A 21,513-nucleotide genomic window follows, 5' to 3' on the forward strand; every position below is an offset into this window, starting at 1 on the left:
TCAGGCATTGCGGGAAATCCAATCCGAGGTGAAACGCTGCAGCGCGGGAATCTCGACGGTGATCTGATCGCAGATGTACTTCTCGATCCGGCCGCCCACCAACGGGATCCTGACCTCGACCGTGCCGGACAGGGTCAGGCTGGACCCGTCGGGGGCCGGGGCGAGAGATGCCGCGCCGAGACCGCGACCGGGCACGCCGGACGCCGCGATCGTGACCTCGCCGCTGACCCGCTCCGCGGCGGGACGCCATGTCTCGGTCCGCATGAGCGTCAGGTCGCCGGGAAACACCCTGGCCAGCACGCTGGGCAGCACATCGTGACCGAGATCCTGGGTCGTGGCCACCGAGATCGTGCCGTCACCGTCGACGGTCAAGGTGTCCAATGTGGTCGCGCCGCCGCCGAACTCGGCGATCCGGGCGTGCCAGTACGCCTCGCTGCCGAACGCCGAATGGATCATCTCGACGCTGGCGGGCGAGTCGGTGCGGACGTCAAACGGACGTGGCATCGCGCTTACCGAACAATCGGTCCGCAAGCTTGCCCGCGAACGTGCGTGCCTGCCCCACCTGCGCGTCGCTGATGTTGGTGGGAGGGAGTTTGAGGCCCAGATAGCGATCGCGGTACTCCCCCGAGCCCAGATAGCTCGCCAGCGACAGCAGGGACGGCAGTTCGCCACCGGGGTAGCCGAAATGGATGCTGTCGGCGAACCGGCCACCGTTCTTGTCCGCCAGTTCGCGCACTGCTTCCAGATTGCGCCGCCACTTGCGCCGGCACACCACGAACACCGCGTAGGGCGTGCCGTCGAGCAGCGGTGCCGCCTCGCCGGAGGTGAGGAACGAACGAAGCGGCATGCTGACGGTGTCCCACCAGGTGGGTGAACCGAGGCAGACGAGGTCGTAGTTCCCGTCCCGCACCGCATCGGGAGTGCGGATCTCACCCGTCTGACCACGGTTCTGCGCAGGCAGCACGCTGAACATGTCCGGCCACACCTTGCGCATCGGGAACCGGGTGAACGGCTCGGCGTACTTGGCATCGACGAACTCGATTGCCGCGGTGTGCACTTCGCACCCACGTTGCCGGAACACCTCGGCCGCCCCATCGAGCACCTTCGCGGTCTGACCGGTGTAGGAGTAGTAGACGAACAGTACCCGCGGCGCCGCTTTCGGGCCGGTGCCGCCGTCCGCGGCGGTCATCGACGACCGCCGGTGGGCTCTCCCGCTGAATTCACATCTGCTCCCTTCGGTGTGGGGCCGGCGGTGTCGGCCGGCCGGTGCGCCAAGCTGATTGTCCCGCAGCGACCTTTCCGCATAGCCTCTGTCTCATGACCGACAAGGTGTCCATCGATCTGACCGGCCCGGCCCAGACCATGTTGACCACGCTGTACCTCAAAGCGCTGGACGCGGACTTCGAGCAGCCGGTCCTCGGCGACCGGTTCGCCAAAGAGGCCATCGACCGCATCGACTACGACTGGCGTGAGCTCGGCGTCAGCGGCACGTGGGCGCCACTGGTGACGGTGCGCACCGCCCAGTACGACATCTGGGCCCGGCAGTTCCTGGCCGTGCACGGCCCCTGCACGGTCGTGCACCTCGGCTGCGGTCTGGACAGCCGCGTCTTCCGGATCGATCCGGGGCCGGACGTGCAGTGGTACGACGTGGACTTCCCGGGCGTCATCGCGTTGCGCGAACAGATCTACCCCAGCCGCCCGAACTACCACCTGCTGGCGACACCGGCGACGGAATTGTCGTGGCTGGACCAGATTCCGGCGGACAAGCCGGTGCTGTTCCTTGCCGAGGGCATCAGCATGTATCTGACCGAGGAGGACGGCATCGCGCTGCTGCGCCGCGTGGTCGAGCGCTTCCCGTCCGGCGAGCTGCAGATCGACTTCTACAACTGGGTCGGTATCCGGTCGCAGCGCATGCAGACGCTGGTGCGGCGCACCGGCTCCACGCTGCACTGGGCCGTCAACCGCCCGGACGACATCCTGTCCCGGGTTCCGGGGATCCGGTTGCTCGCCTCGGCAACGCTGTTCGACGCCAGCACCGCCGAGCGGGGATCCGGGCCGTTCCGCGCGGTGCGTCGCGCGGTGACCGTGCTTCCGCCGGTGCGGAAAGCGTTGCAGTATCACCGCTACGCGTTCGGGCCCGTCACCTGACACCGGCGCCGGCCTGACGCGCGGCGATGCCGCGCAGAATGGTGTCGATCGCGTTCACGGACTTCTCCGGCTCCGGTCCGTGCGAGTGGTACTCGATCATCAGCTGGCCGGCGAAGATCTTGCTGGTGTAGATCTCGATGCCGGAGCTGACCGCGAAGTACAGCTCGCCGTGGCTGGCCGACAACTCCATGCCCGGGGGCATCCGCATCGGCGGAACGATGCCGTTGTCGGTGAACATCACGACATCGGGCAGGCCGGGGGGGTTTCCGACGTACTGCGGGCTGAAATGCAGGAAGCTCTGCTGGATGACGCCCTCGGCGATGTCCTTCTTGAAGGTGTCGTTGATGTCGCGGGCCAGATCGATGACATCGGTGCCGTGCTCGATCTCGGCGAGGTAGGTGGCGATACCCACCGGGTTGGTGCACTCGGTGGCCGACACCGGCGGTGAGAGCAGATACCGCAGATCCACCGGATACACGTACGGAACCGGGATGTTCGGGGTGGCGCGCAGCTGCCACTCGGCCATCAGCACCGCCGCCGACAGCAGGCTGTTCAGCCCCAGCTTGTGGGCACGGCAGAACGCCACGATGTTCTCGGTCTCGGTCTCCGAGAGCTTGCAGTACGCCATGGGCACCCGCTGCGGCAGAACCGGATTCGACTCCGACGGGGCCCGGCGCGACGGCGGCAGCTCGTAGGCGAACATCGCCGCGAGCAGCCGCTCGAGCCCGGAGCGCGGCCGCTTCTCCACGTTGCGGTCCGCCAGCACGACCTCCAGTGACACCGGCGCGGAATGCACCTTCGGTGGTGAGGTGCGCCCGGTGGTGACCAGATCGGTGTAGGTGGAGAACAACTCCTCGACGAGGCTGAACTGGTGATGGCCGTCGGCCAGGCTGTGGTGGATGTAGAGGGTCAGCTGGATCTGCCCGTCCCGGTCGGTCAGCCGCAGATGCGACAGCGCCGCGGTCTGGTCGAACAGCAACGGCGGCGGCTCGTCGTCGCCGTGTACCTCCACCACGTCGAGACCCTCGTGCATCAGATCGTCGAGGACGATCTCCCACCGGCCGTCGGGTGACTGCTCGAGGTGGCCGTTGAGCACCGGGTGGGCGGCCAGCAGCGCGTCGAACGCCTCGGCGAGTGCATCGACGTCGACGCTGCCGCGGACGTGAGCGGCCAACCCGACGAAATTGTGGGTCTCGGCGAACATCTCCTCGCTGCGCGCCAGCTTCCGGATCCCCGAAGATGGAAACACGTCAGACTCCCTACCGGTCGTTGTCAACCACGTTTGCTGGCCCTACGGAACCCGATCGCCAGCGGGACCGCGCACACCGCGAAGATCCCGGCGGACCACAGCACCGAGAACAACACCGGCTCGGCGACGGGCCCCTCGAGTGCCAGGCCGCGCATCGCCTCGATGGTATAGCTGACCGGTTGATGCTCGACGATCGGTTGCAGCCACTCGGGGTACTGGTCGAGCGGCACGAAACCGATCGAGAAGAACATCAGCATCGCGATCAGGATCTCGGTGGCCTGCGGCACGATCGTGTTGGCCGAGAACAGCGCCAGCGTGAGCACCGCCGCCGACAGGGCCACGCCGAACAGCGCGGGCATGAACACCCACGCCACCGCGGCAGGCACGCCCTGCTCGAACCGGAAGCCCAGCGCCAACCCCACGCACAACACGCCGAGGGTGATCAGCACGATGCGGATGAAATCGGCGAGCAGCCGGGCCAGCAGCCCGGCCGCGCGGTGCACGGGCACCACCCAGAACCGGGACAGCAGGCCGACCTCGCGTTCACGCATGATGCCGACCGCTCCGATGATCGCGCCTGTCATGCCGCCGACCAGCGCCACCAGCGGAACCTGCGAGTACAGCCCGCTGGCGCCGGTGACCTGCTCGAGGACGTCACCGAGCACGATGTCCAGCGCCACCAGGAAACCGGCGGGCATGACCAGCGACTGCACCAGTGTCGCCGGGTCGCGGCTCCAGCGGCGCAGGATCCGGCCGGTGAGCACCAGCACCTGCGGCAGCAGCTGCTTGGGTGAGTTCTCCCAGATGCGCTCCATCCGGTGCCTGCCGCCAGGACGGTAGGGCGCCTGGGCCTTGCTGGCGGACGCCGCCGCGCGGCTGTCGGTGCGGGCCATCAGCGCCGCCTCCGGCTGACCAGAGCGTGCAGCAGCCCCGCGACGACGATCACACCGACCGCCCACGCGACGCCCGGCCCCAGCACCGACAGCGTGGCCTGCGGCGCGGCATCGGTGGTGTCGCCGGCCAGCGCCTGCATGCCGTACACCCACTGCGACAGCGGCTGGTTACGAACGAAGCCCTGGATCCACTCGGGGAAGCGTTCCACCGGTTGCAGGCCCACCGAAGCCAGACCGAGAGTCAGCTGCGGCACCAGCATCATCGGGGCGGTCGCCTCGGGGTTCTGGGTGGCCACGCCGATCAGATCACCGATCAGCGCCAGTCCGGCCCCGATGAGCAGCGTCAACGCCACGAAACCGACGATGTACAGCGGCCCCTCGTTGAATCGGAACCCGATCACATAGCCGCAGGCCACCGACACCGCCAGCGCCACGCAGCACCGGTACATGCTGGCGGTGAGCCGCGACGAGAGCGGGGTCAGCGTCGCGATCGGCATCGCGCGGAAGCGGCGGTTGATGCCCTGCACCGAATCGGTGGCCGAGCGGAACGCCGCGGACACCGCGGCGAACCAGATCGCCTGCAGCACGATGAGCGGCGTCAGGTACTGCGCGTAACTGCTCAGCGGCTGAACCGCCCCCATCATCTGCTTGAGCGGAAGGTAATAGCCGACGGTGAACACGATCGAACCGATGATCTGCGTCGCGAGTTCGCCGTTGCGCAGGGTCGGGGTGATCATGCGGACCGTCAGCACCCACCACTGCTGCAGCGTGGACACCGGCGGACGCGCCCCGACCGGCACGGCGCCGACCGGGGCAGTGAGGGTGGAGTTGTCGATCACGCGTAGGCGTCCGCCCGGGCGAATTCCTCGGTCTCGTCGTCGCGGGAGCGGGTGTCGTCCCCGGTGAGCGCCAGGAACACCTCGTCCAGGGACGGCCGGCGCAACGCGATGTCCATCAACTCGATGTGGGCCTCGCTGAGCATCTGCAGGGCCGCCATCAGCGTGTTGGGACCGTCGGGTGCGGGCATCGAGATCCGGTCGGACGTCTCGGTCAGCGCCGCGCGGTTCGCCTCGGGCAGCAGCGGCCCCAGCAGCCTGGCCACCTCGTGGATGTCCCGCAGGTGACGCGGCACGATCTCGCAGTACGTGCCGCCGGTGCGCTCCTTGAGCTGATCGGCGGTGCCCTCGGCGATCACCGTCCCCCTGTCGATGACGATGATCCGGTCGGACAGCAGATCCGCCTCTTCCAGGTACTGGGTGGTGAGCAGCGTCGCGATGCCGGCTTCCTTGAAGTCGGTGACCAGCTCCCAGATCGCCTGCCTGCTGCGCGGGTCCAGACCCGTCGTCGGCTCGTCCAGGAACACCACCTCGGGACGCACCACCAGTCCGCAGGCGATGTCGATGCGCCGTTTCATCCCGCCGGAGTAGGTGCCCACGGGGCGGTCCCCGGCATGAACCAGGTCGAACTGCTCGAGCAGTTCCACGGCCCGCTGTTTGGCCACCTTTTTCTTCAGGCCCTGCAGCCGGCCGAACATCAACAGGTTCTCGCGGCCGGTCAACAACTCGTCCAGCGCGACGTGCTGGCCGGTCAGCATCAACGAGCGACGCACCCCGGCGGGATCGCCGACCACGTCGTGACCGGCGATCAGCGCACGTCCGCTGTCCGGCTTGATCAGCGTCGACAAGATGTTGACGGTCGTGGTCTTCCCGGCGCCGTTCGGGCCCAGCAGACCGAGAACCTCGCCGCGCTCGACCTCGAAGCTGACGTCGCGCAGCGCAGCGACCGAGCCGAAGGACTTCTTGATGCCGGCGACGATCACCGCCTTGTCAGTGCGGGTCATGGGATCCTCCTCCCCCCGGTCGTGGAACCCGACCGGGCGATCCGTCGCGGCAGACAGACCGATCGGTGTGGGTCACGACGGATCAACCCATCGCCGGTCACGACAGATCAACCAGAGCCAGCTCGTCGCCGGCCGTGTCGGCGTCCTCTTCGGCCACCGCTTCGCGGGTGAGCTCGACGAGTGCCGACGAGTACTGCCTGGCAAAGGATTCCACATCGGTGGGGCCGAGTCGCCGACTGTCGTACCACCAATCCAGGTGCAGGGCCCCTGAGCTGCGGTAGACGCGCAGTTCCAGTGCGTGTCCGAGCCCGGGCAGGGTGTCGCGGATCGGCATCGCGGTGTCGGAGTCGAACCGCACCGGGGCGTCGTCGGGTTGCCCCTCGGGGACGTCGGGGATCGTGCCGACGTGCGACAGCAGGATGTCGGCGGGTCTGGCCGCACCCAGCACCCGCGCCGTGGGTGCGTAGAGGTAGCGCAGCAGGCCGTAGCCGATGCCGTAGTGCGGCACCGCCTGCACCGTCTCGCGCACGCCGCCCAGAAGCTCGCCGGCACTCGCATGCTCGGCGGTCGACGCCGACAGCGCGATCGGGTGTACCGCGGTGAACCAGCCCACCGTGCGCTGCAGGTCGACGTCGGGCTTGAGCACCGACCGGGCCCGGCCGCCCAGGTCCACGGTCACCGTGCCTTCGCCGATGGTGGCGGCCACGGTGCGCGCGAGGGCGCCGAGCAGCAGCTCCTCGACCGGCAGCCGCAACCGGCGGCGGGCGTCGTCGACCTCGGCGGTGTCGGCAGCGGCCAGCGTCGTCGACAGCCGGACCAGATCCTCGGCGGCGGGCCGCTCGGAGACCTCCGGGCCGGCCACGCTCAGCGTCGATCTGCCGGCCGTGTCCAGCCAGTAGTCGCGGCTCTCGAGCACCGCGGGATGGGTGGCCAGCGTCGCGCAGCGCTGCGACCATTCCCGCCACGACGTCGCCACCGGGGCCAGGCTGATCTCCTGGCCCGACATGCGCTGGTTGAAGGCGGTGAAGATGTCGGTCAGCAGCACGTCCCGCGACACCCCGTCGTCGGCCGAGCCGCCCGCCACGCCGTGCAGGCTCAGCGCCAGGTACGACGGTCCCCCGCCGGCTCCCCGGATGAACGTCGCCGACAGCGGGGCGCTGAGCAACTGATGCTCGGCGATCTGCTCGTCGAGGATCGCCTGAACCGCCTCGCGCTCACCGGTGCTGCCCGCGGGGACGTCCGCCGGGAGCTGCTTGGTCACCAGAGCGGTGAACTCGCCGGGTTCGGCGATGTGCTGCTCCCACGTTCCGGCGCGTTCGACCAGGTGCACCCGCAGCGCATCGTGGGTGCCGGTCACCGCGGTCAGCACCGCGGTGACGTCGGCCTCACCGACGTCGGACCGCAGCCCGAGCACCACCGGGATGCGCCACCGGCCCGCGTCGCGCAGGCCGTGTTCGAGGAAGTAGGCCACGTTCGGCGGGACCGGCGGGTTGACGACGTCGTCGAGCGTCTGGCGGGCCAGTCCGCCCTCGGCGAACCGGGCCGTGAGCACCCGGGCCAGCGAAGCCACCGTCTGGTTCTCGTAGATGTCCTGCGGCGTCAGGTCCAGGCCCTGATGCCCGGCGGTCATCGCGACGCTGATCGCGATCAGCGAGTCGCCGCCCAGCTCGAAGAAGTTGGCGTTGGGGTCGATGTCCGGCAGCCCCAGGCACTGCGACCAGATGCCCTGCAGGGACATCTCCACCGTGGACTTGCCGCCCGCGGTGCCGGAGCCGGACGCGCCGGCCACCGGATCGGCCACTCCCTGACCGGCCGCGCCGGCCGAGCCCCACGCCGCCTTCGGGTTGTGCTCGACCCAGTGCCGCTGCTTGGCGAACGGATAGCCGGGCAGGCTCACCAGGCTGCGCTGCTGAGTCTGGTCGGGTGCGTTGCGGTTCCAGATGCGTTCCCAGTCCACCGGCACGCCTGCCGCCCACAGCTGGCCGAGTGCCAGCAGGAACGTGTCGTGGTCACCCCGGTTCTGGGCCTGGTGCCGCATCAGGCGAACCGCCCGGTGGCGGTCGGTCCAGGCCGGATGACGCCCCGCCGACGACGTCAGCGTGCCGCCCGGCCCCACCTCGACGAGCACCCGGTTCGGCTCGGCGAGGAGCACTCCCAGCTCGTCGGCGAAGCGGACGGTGGCCCGGATCTGGCGCGCCCAGGTGGCCGGGTTGGTCGCCTCGGCCGCCGACATCGTGGTGCCGGTGATGTTGGACAGCAACGGGATCTGCGGTTCGTGCAGCGTCATCCGGGACATGAACGCGGTGAACTCGGCCACCACCTGGTCCATCAGCCGGGAATGGAAGGCGTGCGACGTGCGCACGCGCCGTGCGGCCACCCCGGCCGTGGCCAGCGCGGCTTGGAAGGTGCGGATGGCCTCCTCGCTGCCGGCGACGACGCAGCTCCCCGGATCGTTGACCGTGGCGACGTCGACATCGCCGGTCAGGTGCTCGGCGACGGCGTCGACGCTGAGCGGCACGGCCACCATGACGCCGCGGGGCGCCGCGTGCATGAGCCGCGCGCGCATCGACACCACCTTGACCGCGGTCTCGAGGTCGAACACCCCGGCCAGGGTGGCCGCCGGATACTCACCGATGCTGTGCCCGGCCATGACCGCCGGTGTCACGCCGTAGGACTGGATCAGCTTGGCCAACGCGTACTCGACGGTGAACAGCGCGGGCTGGGCGCGGTCGGTGTGTTCGAGGTTGCGTCCCACGCCGTCGAAGATCTCGGCCCGCAGGTCGTAGCCCATCTCGTCGCTGAACGCCGTGGCGCACTCGTCGAAGTGCCGGGCGAACAGCGGTTCGCTCTCGTGCAGTCCGCGAGCCATCGCGATGTGCTGGGCCCCCTGCCCGGGGAACAGGAACGCGACACGCTGTCCGGCGTCGGCGGACTCGTCCAGGTCGGCAACCGCGTCGCCGATGAACACGTTGTCGGTCTCGGCCGCCGCCAGCACCGCCGCCGCATTCTGCTGGTCGTGCACCACGGCGGCCAGCCGGACGGGCTCCCGGCGCCGCCGGGTCAGCGTGTAGGCCGCGTCGGGCAGGCTGACCGTGTCCTCGCCGGCCAGGTCGGCGGCCAGGTCGGCACGCGCCTGGGCCAGCGCCTCCTGGCTGCGCGCCGACAGCAGCAGGACCTGCGGGCCCGGCGTTGCGGCCGGCGCCGGGCGGGCAGGTGCCTCTTCCAGCACGATGTGGGCGTTGGTGCCGCCGACGCCGAACGAGCTGACCCCGGCGCGGCGTATCCCGTCGGCCTCCCACGGCCCGTTCGCGCCCCGCACCCGGAAGGGTCCGCGGTCGATGTGCAATTCGGGGTTGGGGCTGTTGTAGTGCAGCGTGGCCGGGATCTCGCGGTGCTCCAGGCACAGGATCGCCTTGATCAGACCCGCGATACCGGCCGCCGTCTCGAGGTGACCGATGTTGGACTTGACCGAGCCGAGATAGCACGGGGCGCTGCGGGTCTCCTCGGCCAGGTCGAACGCCTGGCGAAGGCCCTCGACCTCGATCGGGTCGCCCAGCGGGGTGCCGGTGCCGTGGGTCTCGACGTAGGTGACGCTCGACGCGTCGACTCCGGCGATGGCGTGCGCCTCGGCGATGACCTCGGCCTGCCCGAGCGCGTTGGGCGCGGCGTAGGTCATCTTGGTGGCGCCGTCGTTGTTCAGCGCCGACCCGCGGATCACCGCGTGGATGTGGTCGCCGTCGTCGACGGCGTCCTCGAGCGCCTTGAGGACCACCACACCGACGCCGCTGCCGAAGATGGTGCCGTCGGAGCGCACGTCGAACGGGCGGCAGTGTCCGGTCGGGGACACCATCGAGCCCTGCTCGTACCAGTAGCCCACCCGGTTCGGGATGCGGATCGACGAGCCGCCGGCCAGTGCGATGTCACATTCGCCGTTGAGGATCGACTGGCACGCCAGGTGCACCGCGACCAACGACGACGAGCACGCCGTCGCCACCGACAGGGCCGGGCCGCGGAAGTTGAACTGGTGGGCCACCCGGGTGGCGAGATGGTCCTTGTCGTTGGACAGCGACAGGGCGACCATGTCGAAGCTGGCACCCTGCCCGATGACCATCGCCGGGTCGTAGTTGGACATCAGGTTGTGCAGCAGGTACCCGCTGGTCGAGCTGGTTCCGAAGACCCCGACGGTCGCCTCGAGATCGGCCGGGTCGTAGCCGGCGTCCTCGAGCGCGTGGAACACGGACTGCAGGAACAGCCGGTGCTGCGGGTCCAGCGTCCGCGCGGCGTGCGGCGTGAAGCCGAAGAAGTCGGCGTCGAAGTCCTCGATACCGGCCATCAGTGCGGCCCGGCGCACGTAGGAGTTGTTGGCCAGCGTCCGCTCGGTCACGCCCGAGGCCAGCAGCTCCTGCTCGGACAGATCGACGATCGATTCGACCCCGTCGCGCAGGTTGCGCCAGAACGCCGACACCGAGTCCGCGCCAGGGAACCGCCCCGCCATGCCGATGACGGCGATGGCATTCTCGGGGAGGTCCCCGGTCCGCGAGTCTCCGGTACTGCTGGTCACGATCGTGGTCCCACTTTCCGCCGCGATGCGGCTCGTTGACGCGCTGCGGCGCGCTGCTGCGCCCGGTCCCGCAGGGCGTTGGGGCGTTCGGCGGACTCCTGCTCTTCCAGGCCGAGCTGGCGGATCAGATCCAGCGCCACGTCGGCCAGGTTGGCTCCCTGCAGCAGCAGTGCCACCGGGGGCTCGACACCGAAGTCGCCCCGGATGGTGTTGCGCATGCGCACCGCCATCAGCGAGTCGAGTCCGATCTCGGTGAGCGGCCGCGCAATGTCCACCGCGCTCTCGTCGGAGTACCCCATGATCGCCGAGATGCGGCGGCGCAGCCGCGCCAGCACCACGCGGTTGACCTCGGCGGCGTCCATCTCCTTGAGCGCTTCCGGTCCGGCCCAGTCCTCGTCGGCGTCGTCGACGTCGAGCTCCCCGACCAGATCGGCGAAGAACCCGATCTGGTTGATCTCCGGGAAGGCCGCCGCGGCGCGGTCCAGCCGGAGCCGGGCCACCCCGACGCGGGTCAGGCCCGCGGCCAACACGCCGCCGAGCGCGTCGACGCCTTCGTCCGGGGTGATCGGGTCGAGCACCGAGAACCGCAGCGAACTGGCCAGGCCGACCTCGGCCCACTGGCCCCAGTCGATCGTGGTGGCCGGCAGCCCGGCCGCCCGCCGCCATGCGACCAGGGCGTCCAGCCAGGCGTTGGCGCACGCATACGCCGCCTGGCCGGGTGAGCCGAGCAGCGCGGCCACCGAGGAGAAGCCGACCCAGAAGTCCAGCTCCTTGGCGGCGGTGACCTCGTGCAGCCGCCACGCTCCGCTCGCCTTGGGTGCCCAGATCCGCTCGAGGCTCTCCCGGGTGAGCCCGACGACCAGCTCGTCGTCGAGCACGGCCGCGGAGTGGATCACCCCGCGCAGCGGCTTACCGGTTTCCTCGGCGGCGGCGACGAGCCGTTCGGCGACGCCGGGCGCGGTGATGTCGCCGAGCACCGTGACGATCTCGGCGCGCCCCGACAGCTCGTCGAGGGTCGCCTGCACCTCGGCCGAGGCAGCGCTGCGACCGTTGAGCACCAGCCGGCCGGCGCCGTTGTCGACCAACCAGCGCACGACGGCCATGCCGACGCCGCCCAACGCGCCGGTGACGACATAGGAGCCGTCGGCGCGGACGACCAGCCGGCCCGGCTCGGCCGGCAGCGTGGCACGGGACAGGCGCTCGACGTACCGGCCACCGGCGCGCCAGGCCACGACGTCGTCGGTGCCGTCGGCGTCGATCTCGGTGATCAGCGGTGTCACCGCGTCGGCGTCGGCGCCGGTGTCCACCAGCGTCACCCGCAGGTCCGGGTGCTCGTAGGCCAGGACGCGCACCAGCGCGTCGAGGCTGCTGACGCCCGGGTTCGCGGTGTCGCCCGGGGAGACGACCAGACCGCCACGGCTGACCAGCCACACCCGGGGCGGCTTGCCGTGCCAGCTGCCCACCAGCGTGCGCACCGTGCCGGCCACGCGCCAGAGCACGTCGCGCGTGTGGGCCAGCGCGCCCTCGGCGTCGGTGCCGTCGAAGGCCGGATGGTCGATGACGACGACGACCCCGGCAGGAGGCAGATCCGCCGCCGACGTCGCGGTCTCGAACCCGGCCCGCACCGCGGCGTCGTCGGCCAGGTCGGCGGTGACCACCTTCCGCTGCGGTCCGCCGAACCGGTCGGCGAAGTCGGTGGCGGTGGCCAGGGCCGCCGCGCCGTCGGCCAGCACCAGCCAGCTGCCGGTGGGCGACCCCGCCGCCGGCGCCGCCGACTCCACCCAGCGGGTGTCGAAGATCTTCTGCGACAACGGCAACGGGACGGTGCGCCGCTGGATGCGCTTGAGTTGGACGCCGTCCACACGGGCGAGCACCGCACCGGTCTCGTCGGTGAGCGTGACCCGGCCCTGCGCGTCCCCGCTGTCCTCCCGGACACCGAGCAGCTCGGCACGGCACTTGGCCCGCCGGCCCACCTCGCCGAACACCCGAATCGAATCGAATCCGACCGGCAGGAACGTGACGTCGGTGGCCTCGGCCAGCGTGGCGTCACTCATCGCGGCCGCCAGGCCCTGCAGTGCGGCGTCCAGCATCACCGGGTGCAGGATCATGCCCCGGTGCGGCGTCGCCTCGTCGGGCAGCACGATCTCGGTGTCGGCCGAATCGGCTGCCCGCACGATGCGGGTCAGCGCCGCGAACGCGTGGGCGTGGTGGGCGCCGGTGCGCCGGAGAGCGGTGTAGAAATCGGCCGGAGAGACCACCACTGCCCCATCGGCAGTGGCGCCCAGGCGGTCCGGAGTGGCCGGTTCGGCAGCGCGAACGGTGCCGACCGCGTGGCGGGTCCAGGTGCCGGCCTCGGACCGGGAGTGGACCTCGACGCGCAGCGACCCGTCCTCGGCGGTGCTCAGCTGGGTGGTCAGCTTCGTGTGCTGGTCCAGCGGCAGCATCTGCTCGACGGTCACCTCGGCCTCGACGGCGTCGGCGGGCCGGCCCAGCGCCTCGCAGCCGGCGGCGAGCACGATCTCGGCGAACCCGGCGCCGGGCATCACCGGCAGCCCGTGGACCAGGTGGTCCCCCAGCCACGGATGCGGATCCAGCCCGACGTCGGACTGCCAGACGTGTCCGTGGCCCGACGGAAGCTCCACATGCATCCCGAGCAGCGGATGCGCACCGGAGAACTCGCGTCCGGTCGAACGGTCGGCCATCCAGTAGGGCTCGTGCTGCCACGCGGTGGGCGGCACGTCGGCCAGATGCGCGCCGGAGGCGCCGTCGGACAGCTTCACCGCGGGCGGCCGGATTGCCGCGAGCTGGGCGTGGAACGCCACCGTCTCCGGATGGTCGCGGTTGACGGTCGCGCCCACGTGGAAGGTGCGGCTGGTGGGCTGCGCGGCGAGGGTGTCGCTGATCGCGTGCGACAGCAGCGGATGGGGGCTGATCTCGATGAAGTTGGCGTGATCGGCGCCGGCATCGTGCACCGCCTGGCTGAATCGCACCGGGTTACGCAGGTTGGCCGCCCAGTAGTCCGCGCTGTACAGCGGTTCCGAACCCGCGTAGGCCACGGTCGACACCAGCGGGATCTTCGGCGCGGCCGGGCGCAGGTAAGCCAGCGCCTCACGCAGCTCCGGCAGCACCGGGTCGATCGTCGGATGGTGCGACGCGACGTCCACCTCGATACGCCGGGCGAGCTTGCCCTGCGCGTCGACGAGGGCGACGAGTTCGTCGACCTGCGCCGGCGGACCCGCGATCACCGACTGTTTCGGCGACGCGTAGACCGCGATGGTGACCTCGGGCCGGTCGGCGATGAGCTTTTCCGTCGCGGCGGCGTCGAGTTCCAGCAGCGCCATCGCGCCCTGCCCGGACAGCCGCTTCATCAGCCGCGTCCGGGTGGCGATGACGTCCAGACCCTCGGCCGGGGTGAGCACCCCGGCCACCACCGCCGCGGTCGCCTCCCCCATCGAGTGGCCGATCACCGCGTCCGGCTCGACGCCGTACGAGCGCCACAGCGCGGTCAACGCCAGCTGCATCCCGACCAGCACGGGCTGGATGCGGTCGATGCCGACGACGGGCTCGCCGGCTTCCAGCGTCTGGCGCAGCGAGAAGCCGACCTTGTCGAGGAATGCGGGTTCGAGCTCGTCGACGGCGTCGGCGAAGGCCGGCTCCTCAGCCAGCAGCGCCTTGCCCATACCGGCCCACTGCGCGCCCTGGCCGGAGTACAGGAACACCGTTCCCGCACCGGGTTTCGCGTCGTGGACGCCGACCACACCGGGTCCGGGCTGACCGGCCGCGACGGCGCGCAGCCCGGCGACGGCCTCGGCGTGGTCGCGTGCGGACACCGTGGCGATGCTGTGGTAGCGGCTGCGGTGGTGGTTGAGGGTGAACGCGACGTCACCCAGTGCGACGTCGGCGCCGTCACTGTCGAGCCAGTCGGCCAACACCCGGGCCGAGGCCGCGATGCGGGCCGGGGTCTTGCCGGAGACGACCAAGGTGGTCACCGAGGGGCCCGAACTCGATTGTGCGGGAACCGTTTCCGGGCCCTGCTCCAGCACGATGTGGGCATTGGTGCCGCCCATGCCGAACGACGACACGGCCGCGCGGCGCGGGTGCTCGGTCTGCGGCCACTGGCCGGCCTGGGTCGGCACGAACAGCCGGGTGCCCGACGCGTCGATGCTCGGGTTCCACTTCTCGAAGTTGCGGTTCGGTGCGATCGTGCCGTGCTGCAGGGTCAGCACGGTCTTGATGAACCCGGCGATGCCGGCCGCGGCCTCGAGGTGGCCCATGTTGGTCTTGACCGCGCCGAGAGCGCAGGGAGTCTCGCCCTTGCCGTAGACGGCGGCCAGCGCGTCGAATTCGATCGGGTCGCCCAGACCCGTTCCGGTGCCGTGGGTTTCGACGTAACTCACGGTTCCGGCGGCGACGTCGGCCGAGCGCAGCGCCCGCGTCATCACGTCCCGCTGCGAGGGGGCGTTGGGGGCGGTCAGGCCGTTGGAACGGCCGTCCTGGTTCACGGCCGAGCCGCGGACCACGCCCAGTACCCGGTCACCGTCGCGCACGGCGTCGGTCAGGCGCTTGAGGACGACGACGCCGGCGCCCTCGCCGCGGACGAACCCGTCGGCGCGGGAGTCGAACGCGAAACACTTGCCGTTGGGTGAGAGCATTCCCCACTTGGCCAGTGCGAGTTGGGTTTCCGGGCGCAGGGACAAACTCACCCCGCCGGCCAGGGCCAGGTCGCTCTCGCGCATCCGCAGGCTCTGGCAGGCCAGGTGGATGGAGACCAGCGACGACGAGCATGCGGTGTCGACCGCGACGGCGGGACCCTTGAGGCCCAGCAGGTAGGCGATCCGGCCGACCGTGACGCTGTGGGCATTGCCGGTGGCCGAGTACGCGTCGATGGTGTCCGGGTTGCCGGCCGATGCGCTCTGGTACTCGTTGTAGTACACGCCCATCATCACCGCGCCCCGGACTTCGCCGACCGCGTCGGGTGCCAGCCCGGCGTTCTCCAGCGCCTCGTAGGCCACCTCGAGCAGCACCCGCTGCTGGGGATCCATCGCCGCGGCCTCCCGCGGGGTGATGCCGAAGAACTCGGCGTCGAAGCCCGAGATGTCCTCCAGGTAGGCGCCCCACTTCGTGGGCATCCGGCCCGGCGCCATCGGATCGGGATCGTAGAACGCTTCGGCGTCCCACCGGTCGGCGGGAACCTCGCGGATCGCGTCGGTGCCCTTCTCCAGGAAATCCCAGTAACTGTCCGGCCCGCTCACTCCTCCGGGAAACCGGCAGCCGATACCGACCACGGCGATCGGTTCGGCACCGGCGACGCGTGAGGCCTTCTCGAACTGTTCGGCCAGCTTGTCTCGCTGCTCGGCCGACATCGCCGAGATCCTGTCGAAGGTCGTCTTCATCAGATTGCGCCCTCACTACCGGCATTCGCCGATTCCACGGAAGAAGATTCGATGCTGTCGAAGAGCTCGTCGAGGACGCTGAACTCCTCGGCGCCCTCCGCCGAGTCGTCGGCCTCGGGCTCGGGCGCGGCCTGCTGCATCGGCGCCAGGAGCTCGGCGACGAACGCCGACAGCTTCGAGATGGACGGGTTGTTCCAGAGCATGGTGGCCGACAGGTCCATCCGAACCAGCTGTTTGGCATCGCGCAGCAGGTTCATCGCCATCATCGAATCCAGACCCAACTCGGGGAAGGGCTGGTCGACGTCCACCGCGTCCTCGGGCATGCCCAGTTCGCGGGCCAGTACCGCCCGCAGCCTGACCTGCAGCTCGGCCACGGTCTGCGCGGCGGTCATCGTCGACCAGTCGATGAACTCGGCTGCGGCCGAGTCGGTCTCGTCGGTCACGGGGGCCGGGGCCGACTCCACCGGGGCGTAGTTCAGCCCGCGCATGTCGACCCAGGTGGTGCCGTCGGTGCCGGTGATGCGGACGTCGACCAGCAGGCCGGCCCCGCCGTTCCGGCTACGCCGGTACACCTCGACCACGCCGCGGTGGCCCGCCGCGGCGTGCACCGCAAGGCTCTCCGCCCCCGCCGGCAACAGCAGCGCCGGGTTGTCCGCATCGGCGAGGCGTGCGACATGCACCGCGGCGTCGACCAGCGCCGCCGCCGGCGACTCGGCTTCCTCGGGCAGCTGGACGTCGGCGCGCGCACCGGCCACCGTGGCGGCACACTCGGTCACCGTCCACGCGAACGGCTGGCCTTCCACACCCCACGCCCGCTGCATCTCGGCGATGGCCGCGGCGTCGAACAGCTGTCCGTCGAGCGGGCTCTGATCGCCCTGCGGGGCGGCGGTGGCGGCTTCGGTCAGCACGGCGCCGGCATGCCGCGTCCAGCGCTGCTCGGCGGTGTCCGGGCCGGCGCTCGACCACACGGTCAGTGTCGTGCCGTCGGCCACCACGTGGATGACCTTGGGCTGGTCAGCGATGATCGGATACTCGAACCGGACGTCACCGACCGCGGCGCCGTCCATTTGCTCGGCCGCTGACGAAAGGGTCTGCAGCAGAACCGAAACCGGGACGACCTCGACGCCGCGCACCCGGTGCGCGACGGGGTAGGGCCGCTCGTCGGGCAGCAGGCGAGCCCGCCACACCCGGTCGTGACCGGTGCTCTCGACCTTCTCGCCCAGCACCGTTCCCCACGCCGGGGCGGGTACGGAATCCAGGTTCACCCCGTCGCCGGGAGTGGCCAGCAGATGGTCGAGCACCTTCACCGCCGCACGTATCCGGTAGGCGTCGGCCAACCGCGCCCAGTCGGCGCCGGCCACCACGGCCTGCGCGGGGGCGTCCGGGCTCAACACCGCCGGCAGCATCCGGATCGCCACGTCGTTCGGCATGGGCTCCAGACCCGCCGCCTTCATCTGCGGTTGCGCATCCGCCCAGGACTTCCACAGGCCCCAGTCGACGACCGTGGCGGGCAGGCCCAGCGTGCGGCGGGCATAGGCGAACGCATCGGCGAACGCGTTGGCCGCGGTGTAATGCGCCACGGCGCGGGAGCCCAGCAGGCCGGTGATCGACGAGAACAGCACGAACCGTCGCACCGGTGTGGTCAGCGACAGTTTGTGCAGCACCGCCGCCGAGTCGACCTTCGCGCGGAACATCGGCGTGATGTCGTCGTCGGTCATCTCGCTCAGCAGCGCCTCGCCGCCCGCCAGCGACGCGAGGTAGATGCCTTCCAGCGGCGGCAGATCCGCGCCGAAGCGGTCGAACACGGTCGCCATCGACGCCTCGTCGGCGGCATCGGCGGCCACCTCGACCAACGTGGTACCGCGCGAGGCGAGTTCGTCGGCCAGTTCGGTGAGCGTTCCCCCGCCCCGCCGCGACACCGCCACCACGGTGGCGGCGCCCATCTCGGCCAGCTGGCGGATCAGATACGGACCCACGTTGCCGGTCGCGCCGATCACCAGGTGGCTGGTGTCGCGCTCCAACCGGGTCAGGGGCACCGCGGGCAACGGCCGCGGCTCGAGTCGCGGCACGCGCCGCTCACCGGCACGGTAGACAGCCTGGTCGTCGCCGCCGGTGTGGGCGGCTTCGGAAAGCAGGTATGCCGCAAGCAGTTCCGAGGGCAGCGTCTCGTCGACATCGATGAGCCCGCCCCAGAACTCGGGATGCTCGAGCGCCAGTGTGCGGCCCTGTCCCCATAGCGCGGCGTGCGCCGGGTTGGCGCGGTCGGTCTCGGCGACGGGCTGGGCGTTGCGGGTGGCCACATACAGCCGGGGTGCGCCGGACATACCGGCCAGCGCGACGACCAGACGGCGTAGTTGGCCGAACACCTGATAGGCACCTGCGGCGTCGAAACGGCCCGTTGGGGTGGCCGGCGCGTAGACCACGTGGGCCACGCCCTCGAGCGCGGCGCGCAGCGCCGACTCGTCAGCGCCCTCGTCCAGCGCTGCCAGTGCGAGCGCGCGCGACCCCGGGGCGAGCAACCCCGCCAGCGCCTCGCCGTCTTCGGCCACCACGAGCCATGGACCGTCGGCCCGGCCCGCGGCGAGGTCGCTGACCGGCCAACTCAGCTGATGGAACCACTCGTGCTTCTCCCCCTCGGCCGGCGCGGCGACGTCCCGGTCGCTGCGGGCCTGCCGGTCGGCGGGCTTCGCGGTGTGGATCCAGTGGTGCGCGTGATGCCACGGCGTCAACGGCAGCCGCACCCGCGGGCCGCCGCGCTGCGGTTGCCTGGGCGGCCGCGCGGTGTGCGCGGCGTTGAGGTTGGTGCGGAACGTCACGGTGTCGTTGGCGTCGCGCTGCAGCGTCGCGATGCTGCGGTGCCCCGCCTCTGGCAGGGTGTCTTTGATCGCATGTGCGAGCAGTGGATGCGGGCTGACCTCGACGAACAACGACTTCTCGGCGCCCGCGGCGGCCACCGCGCGGGCAAAGCGGACCGGGTTGCGCAGGTTGGCCACCCAGTGCTCGGCGTCGAACACACAGGTGCCGTCGCTGGGTCGGCCGTCGGTAGTGACGATGACCGGGATGCTCGGCTGCCGCGGGGACAGACCGGACAGTGCGTCGCGGAGGTCGCCGAGGATCGGATCGATGATGGGGTGGTGCGACGCCACGTCCACGTCGACCCGGCGCGCCAGCCTGTCCTGGGCGTCGACCACCGCGATCGCGGCGTCCACCTGATCCGGGGGACCGGCGATGACGGTCTGGTTCGGCGAGGCGTAGACAGCGACGGTGAGTCCGGGATATCCGGCGATCAACTGCTCGGCGGCGGCCGCATCGAGTTCCAGCAGCGCCATCGCGCCCTGCCCGGACAGCCGCTTCATCAGGCGCGAGCGGGTGGCGATCACTTTCAACCCGTCGGCCGGACTCAGCGCGCCGCCGACCACGGCCGCGGTCACCTCCCCCATCGAGTGCCCGATCACTGCGTCGGGTTCGATTCCGTAGGAGCGCCACAACGCGGTGAGCGCCAGCTGCACGCCGACCAGCACCGGCTGGATACGGTCGATGCCCTCGACCGTCTCCCCCGAGGTGAGCACGTCACGCAGCGAGAACCCCACCTGGCTGACGAAGTCGCCCTCGAGCTCGTCGACGGCTGCGGCGAACGCGGGCTCGTCGGCCAGCAGACGCTTGCCCATGCCGGCCCACTGCGAACCCTGCCCCGAGTACAGGAAGACCGTGCCCGAGCCGATGGACGGATCGTTGGGGCCGACCACACCCGGCGCCGGGTAGCCACCGGCGAGAGCGCGCAGCCCGGCGATCGCCTGCCCGCGGTCAGCGGCGGCGACCGTGGCGAAGCGGGGATGCAGCGCGCGGCGATGGTTGAGCGTGTCGGCGACGTCGGCCAGAGTCACGGCTTGCCCGTCCGGAGACTGCAGCCAGTCGGCCAGGCGCCCCGCCAGCGACGCGATGCGCGCCGGTGACTTGCCGGTGACCACCAGCGTGCTCACCGGCGGTTCCGGTTGCGCCTCGGTCGTGGTGGCGGGTTCGGGTGCCTGCTCGACGAGGATGTGCGCGTTGGTGCCGCTGACGCCGAACGACGACACCGCGGCCCGGCGGGGCCGTTCGACCGCCGGCCAGTCCAGCGGCTCCGACGCGATCCGGAATCGCGACGCCCCTTCCCCCGCCTGTGGGGTCAGGGAGTGGAAGTGCAGCTGCTTGGGAATGTGCCCGTCATGCACGCTGAGCACGGTTTTGATGAAGCCCGTCACCCCGGCCGCCGACTCGAGATGGCCCAGGTTCGTTTTCACCGAACCCAGCACCAGCGGCGCCGAAGCGCCTCGGTCGCCGTACACCGCGGCCAGCGCGTCGAGCTCGATCGGATCGCCCAGTGCGGTGCCGGTGCCGTGGGCCTCGATGTAGTCGATGTCCGCCGGCGCCAGCCGCGCGGTCTGCAGTGCCTTGCGCATCAGCTCCTGCTGCGCGGGACCGTTGGGCACGGTCTGCCCGCTGCTGGCGCCGTCCTGGTTCACCGCCGAGCCGCGGACCACCGCCAGCACCCGGTCCCCGTCGCGCTGGGCGTCGGAGAGGCGCTTGAGCACCACGACACCGCAGCCCTCGCTGCGGACGTAGCCGTCGGCGTCGGCGTCGAAGGTCTTGCACCGGCCGTCCGGCGCCAGCATGCCCCACCGGGAACAGGCGATGTTGTTCTCCGGGCTCAGGATCAGGTTCACCCCTGCGGCCAGGGCGTGGTCGCTCTCGCCGCGACGCAGGCTCTGGCAGGCCAGGTGGATGGAGACCAGCGACGACGAGCACGCGGTGTCGCTGACCACGGCCGGACCGCGGACGCCGAGGAAGTAGGACAACCGGCCCGCCGCGAAGTTCGGCGCGTTGCCGAACGGGATGTAGGGATCGATGTCCTCGGGCCGCAACGTGCCGACCACCGAGTGGTAGTAGTCGTTGGTCGTCATGCCGATGAACACGCCGGTCGCCGACCCGCGCAGGGTGCGGGGATTGATGCCGGCGTCCTCGAGCGCCTCCCAGGACACTTCCAGGAGCAGCCGCTGCTGGGGGTCCATGGCGGCGGCCTCACGCGGCGCGATGGCGAAGAACTCGGCGTCGAACTCGTCGGGCTGCCAGGACGTGAGGAATCCGCCCTCGCGGTTGCAGATGGTGCCCGGCACGCTGTGGTCGGGCGAATAGAACTCGTCGGCGTCCCACCGGTCGGCGGGCACCCTGATGACTCCGCTCTCGCCGTCGCACAACAGCTTCCAGAAATCGTCGGCGTTGTCGACCCCGCCGGGCAACCGGCAACCGATGCCGACGACGGCGATCGGCTCGGTCTCGGCCTTCTCGGCTTCGGCCAGTCGTGCGGTCAGATCGTCGATCTTGCGCAGCGCCTCGGTGATGATCGCCCGCCGGTCCGGTGTGGCGGGCGACGCTGAAGAGGCTTGGGTCAT

General features: G+C 70.7%; 10 protein-coding genes. 1 reads left to right on the forward strand and 9 read right to left on the reverse strand.

Annotated elements, in window-relative coordinates:
- Nucleotides 1–504 carry a DUF2505 domain-containing protein gene (locus ACEWX3_RS14755; RefSeq protein WP_207067983.1) on the reverse strand — a complete coding sequence of 168 codons (504 nt, stop codon included), beginning with the start codon at nt 502–504 and terminating at the stop codon, nt 1–3.
- Nucleotides 488–1,189 carry a flavodoxin family protein gene (locus tag ACEWX3_RS14760; RefSeq protein ID WP_374156948.1) on the reverse strand — a complete coding sequence of 234 codons (702 nt, stop codon included), beginning with the start codon at nt 1,187–1,189 and terminating at the stop codon, nt 488–490. The genes ACEWX3_RS14755 and ACEWX3_RS14760 overlap by 17 nt, the downstream gene beginning before the upstream one ends.
- A gap of 128 nt (nt 1,190–1,317) precedes the next feature.
- Between ACEWX3_RS14760 and ACEWX3_RS14765 the strand changes: the two genes are divergently transcribed.
- Complete coding sequence (locus tag ACEWX3_RS14765; protein WP_207067985.1) at nt 1,318–2,148, forward strand: class I SAM-dependent methyltransferase; 831 nt, start codon at nt 1,318–1,320, stop codon at nt 2,146–2,148.
- Here the strand turns inward: ACEWX3_RS14765 and ACEWX3_RS14770 are convergent.
- From ACEWX3_RS14770 to ACEWX3_RS14800, 7 genes are all read right to left on the reverse strand, one after another.
- Entirely contained in the window at nt 2,141–3,397 is a 1,257-nt protein-coding gene (locus ACEWX3_RS14770) for a phthiocerol/phthiodiolone dimycocerosyl transferase (RefSeq protein ID WP_374156949.1), read from the reverse strand. The two genes, ACEWX3_RS14765 and ACEWX3_RS14770, sit on opposite strands and share 8 nt — an antisense overlap.
- Before the next feature lie 23 nt (nt 3,398–3,420).
- Nucleotides 3,421–4,290 (reverse strand): ABC transporter permease, encoded by an 870-nt coding sequence (locus ACEWX3_RS14775; protein ID WP_207067987.1) that lies wholly within the window; start codon nt 4,288–4,290, stop codon nt 3,421–3,423.
- A complete protein-coding gene (locus tag ACEWX3_RS14780) occupies nt 4,290–5,129 on the reverse strand; it encodes an ABC transporter permease (RefSeq protein ID WP_286183357.1) in 840 nt (279 codons plus the stop codon). Before ACEWX3_RS14780 ends, ACEWX3_RS14775 begins: the two co-directional genes overlap by 1 nt.
- The gene (locus ACEWX3_RS14785; protein ID WP_374156950.1) at nt 5,126–6,130 is read right to left on the reverse strand and encodes an ATP-binding cassette domain-containing protein; all 1,005 of its coding nucleotides are present in this window, start codon (nt 6,128–6,130) and stop codon (nt 5,126–5,128) included. The genes ACEWX3_RS14780 and ACEWX3_RS14785 overlap by 4 nt, the downstream gene beginning before the upstream one ends.
- A 97-nt stretch (nt 6,131–6,227) precedes the next feature.
- Complete coding sequence (locus ACEWX3_RS14790; RefSeq protein ID WP_374156951.1) at nt 6,228–10,691, reverse strand: type I polyketide synthase; 4,464 nt, start codon at nt 10,689–10,691, stop codon at nt 6,228–6,230.
- Nucleotides 10,688–16,084 carry a type I polyketide synthase gene (locus ACEWX3_RS14795; RefSeq protein ID WP_374156952.1) on the reverse strand — a complete coding sequence of 1,799 codons (5,397 nt, stop codon included), beginning with the start codon at nt 16,082–16,084 and terminating at the stop codon, nt 10,688–10,690. Before ACEWX3_RS14795 ends, ACEWX3_RS14790 begins: the two co-directional genes overlap by 4 nt.
- Nucleotides 16,084–21,513, reverse strand: coding sequence for an SDR family NAD(P)-dependent oxidoreductase (locus ACEWX3_RS14800; RefSeq protein WP_374156953.1), 5,430 nt, complete (start codon nt 21,511–21,513; stop codon nt 16,084–16,086). The genes ACEWX3_RS14795 and ACEWX3_RS14800 overlap by 1 nt, the downstream gene beginning before the upstream one ends.

The sequence above is a fragment of the Mycobacterium sp. G7A2 genome (genome assembly GCF_041902445.1).
GTDB lineage: Bacteria > Actinomycetota > Actinomycetes > Mycobacteriales > Mycobacteriaceae > Mycobacterium.

Bases quoted from the DNA above. Each gene is read 5' to 3' on its own strand.
- ACEWX3_RS14755 (WP_207067983.1), bottom strand. From the start codon at position 504: ATGCCACGTCCGTTTGACGTCCGCACCGACTCGCCCGCCAGCGTCGAG.
- ACEWX3_RS14760 (WP_374156948.1), bottom strand. From the start codon at position 1,189: ATGACCGCCGCGGACGGCGGCACCGGCCCGAAAGCGGCGCCGCGGGTA.
- ACEWX3_RS14765 (WP_207067985.1), top strand. From the start codon at position 1,318: ATGACCGACAAGGTGTCCATCGATCTGACCGGCCCGGCCCAGACCATG.
- ACEWX3_RS14775 (WP_207067987.1), bottom strand. From the start codon at position 4,290: ATGGCCCGCACCGACAGCCGCGCGGCGGCGTCCGCCAGCAAGGCCCAG.
- ACEWX3_RS14785 (WP_374156950.1), bottom strand. From the start codon at position 6,130: ATGACCCGCACTGACAAGGCGGTGATCGTCGCCGGCATCAAGAAGTCC.
- ACEWX3_RS14795 (WP_374156952.1), bottom strand. From the start codon at position 16,084: ATGAAGACGACCTTCGACAGGATCTCGGCGATGTCGGCCGAGCAGCGA.
- ACEWX3_RS14800 (WP_374156953.1), bottom strand. From the start codon at position 21,513: ATGACCCAAGCCTCTTCAGCGTCGCCCGCCACACCGGACCGGCGGGCG.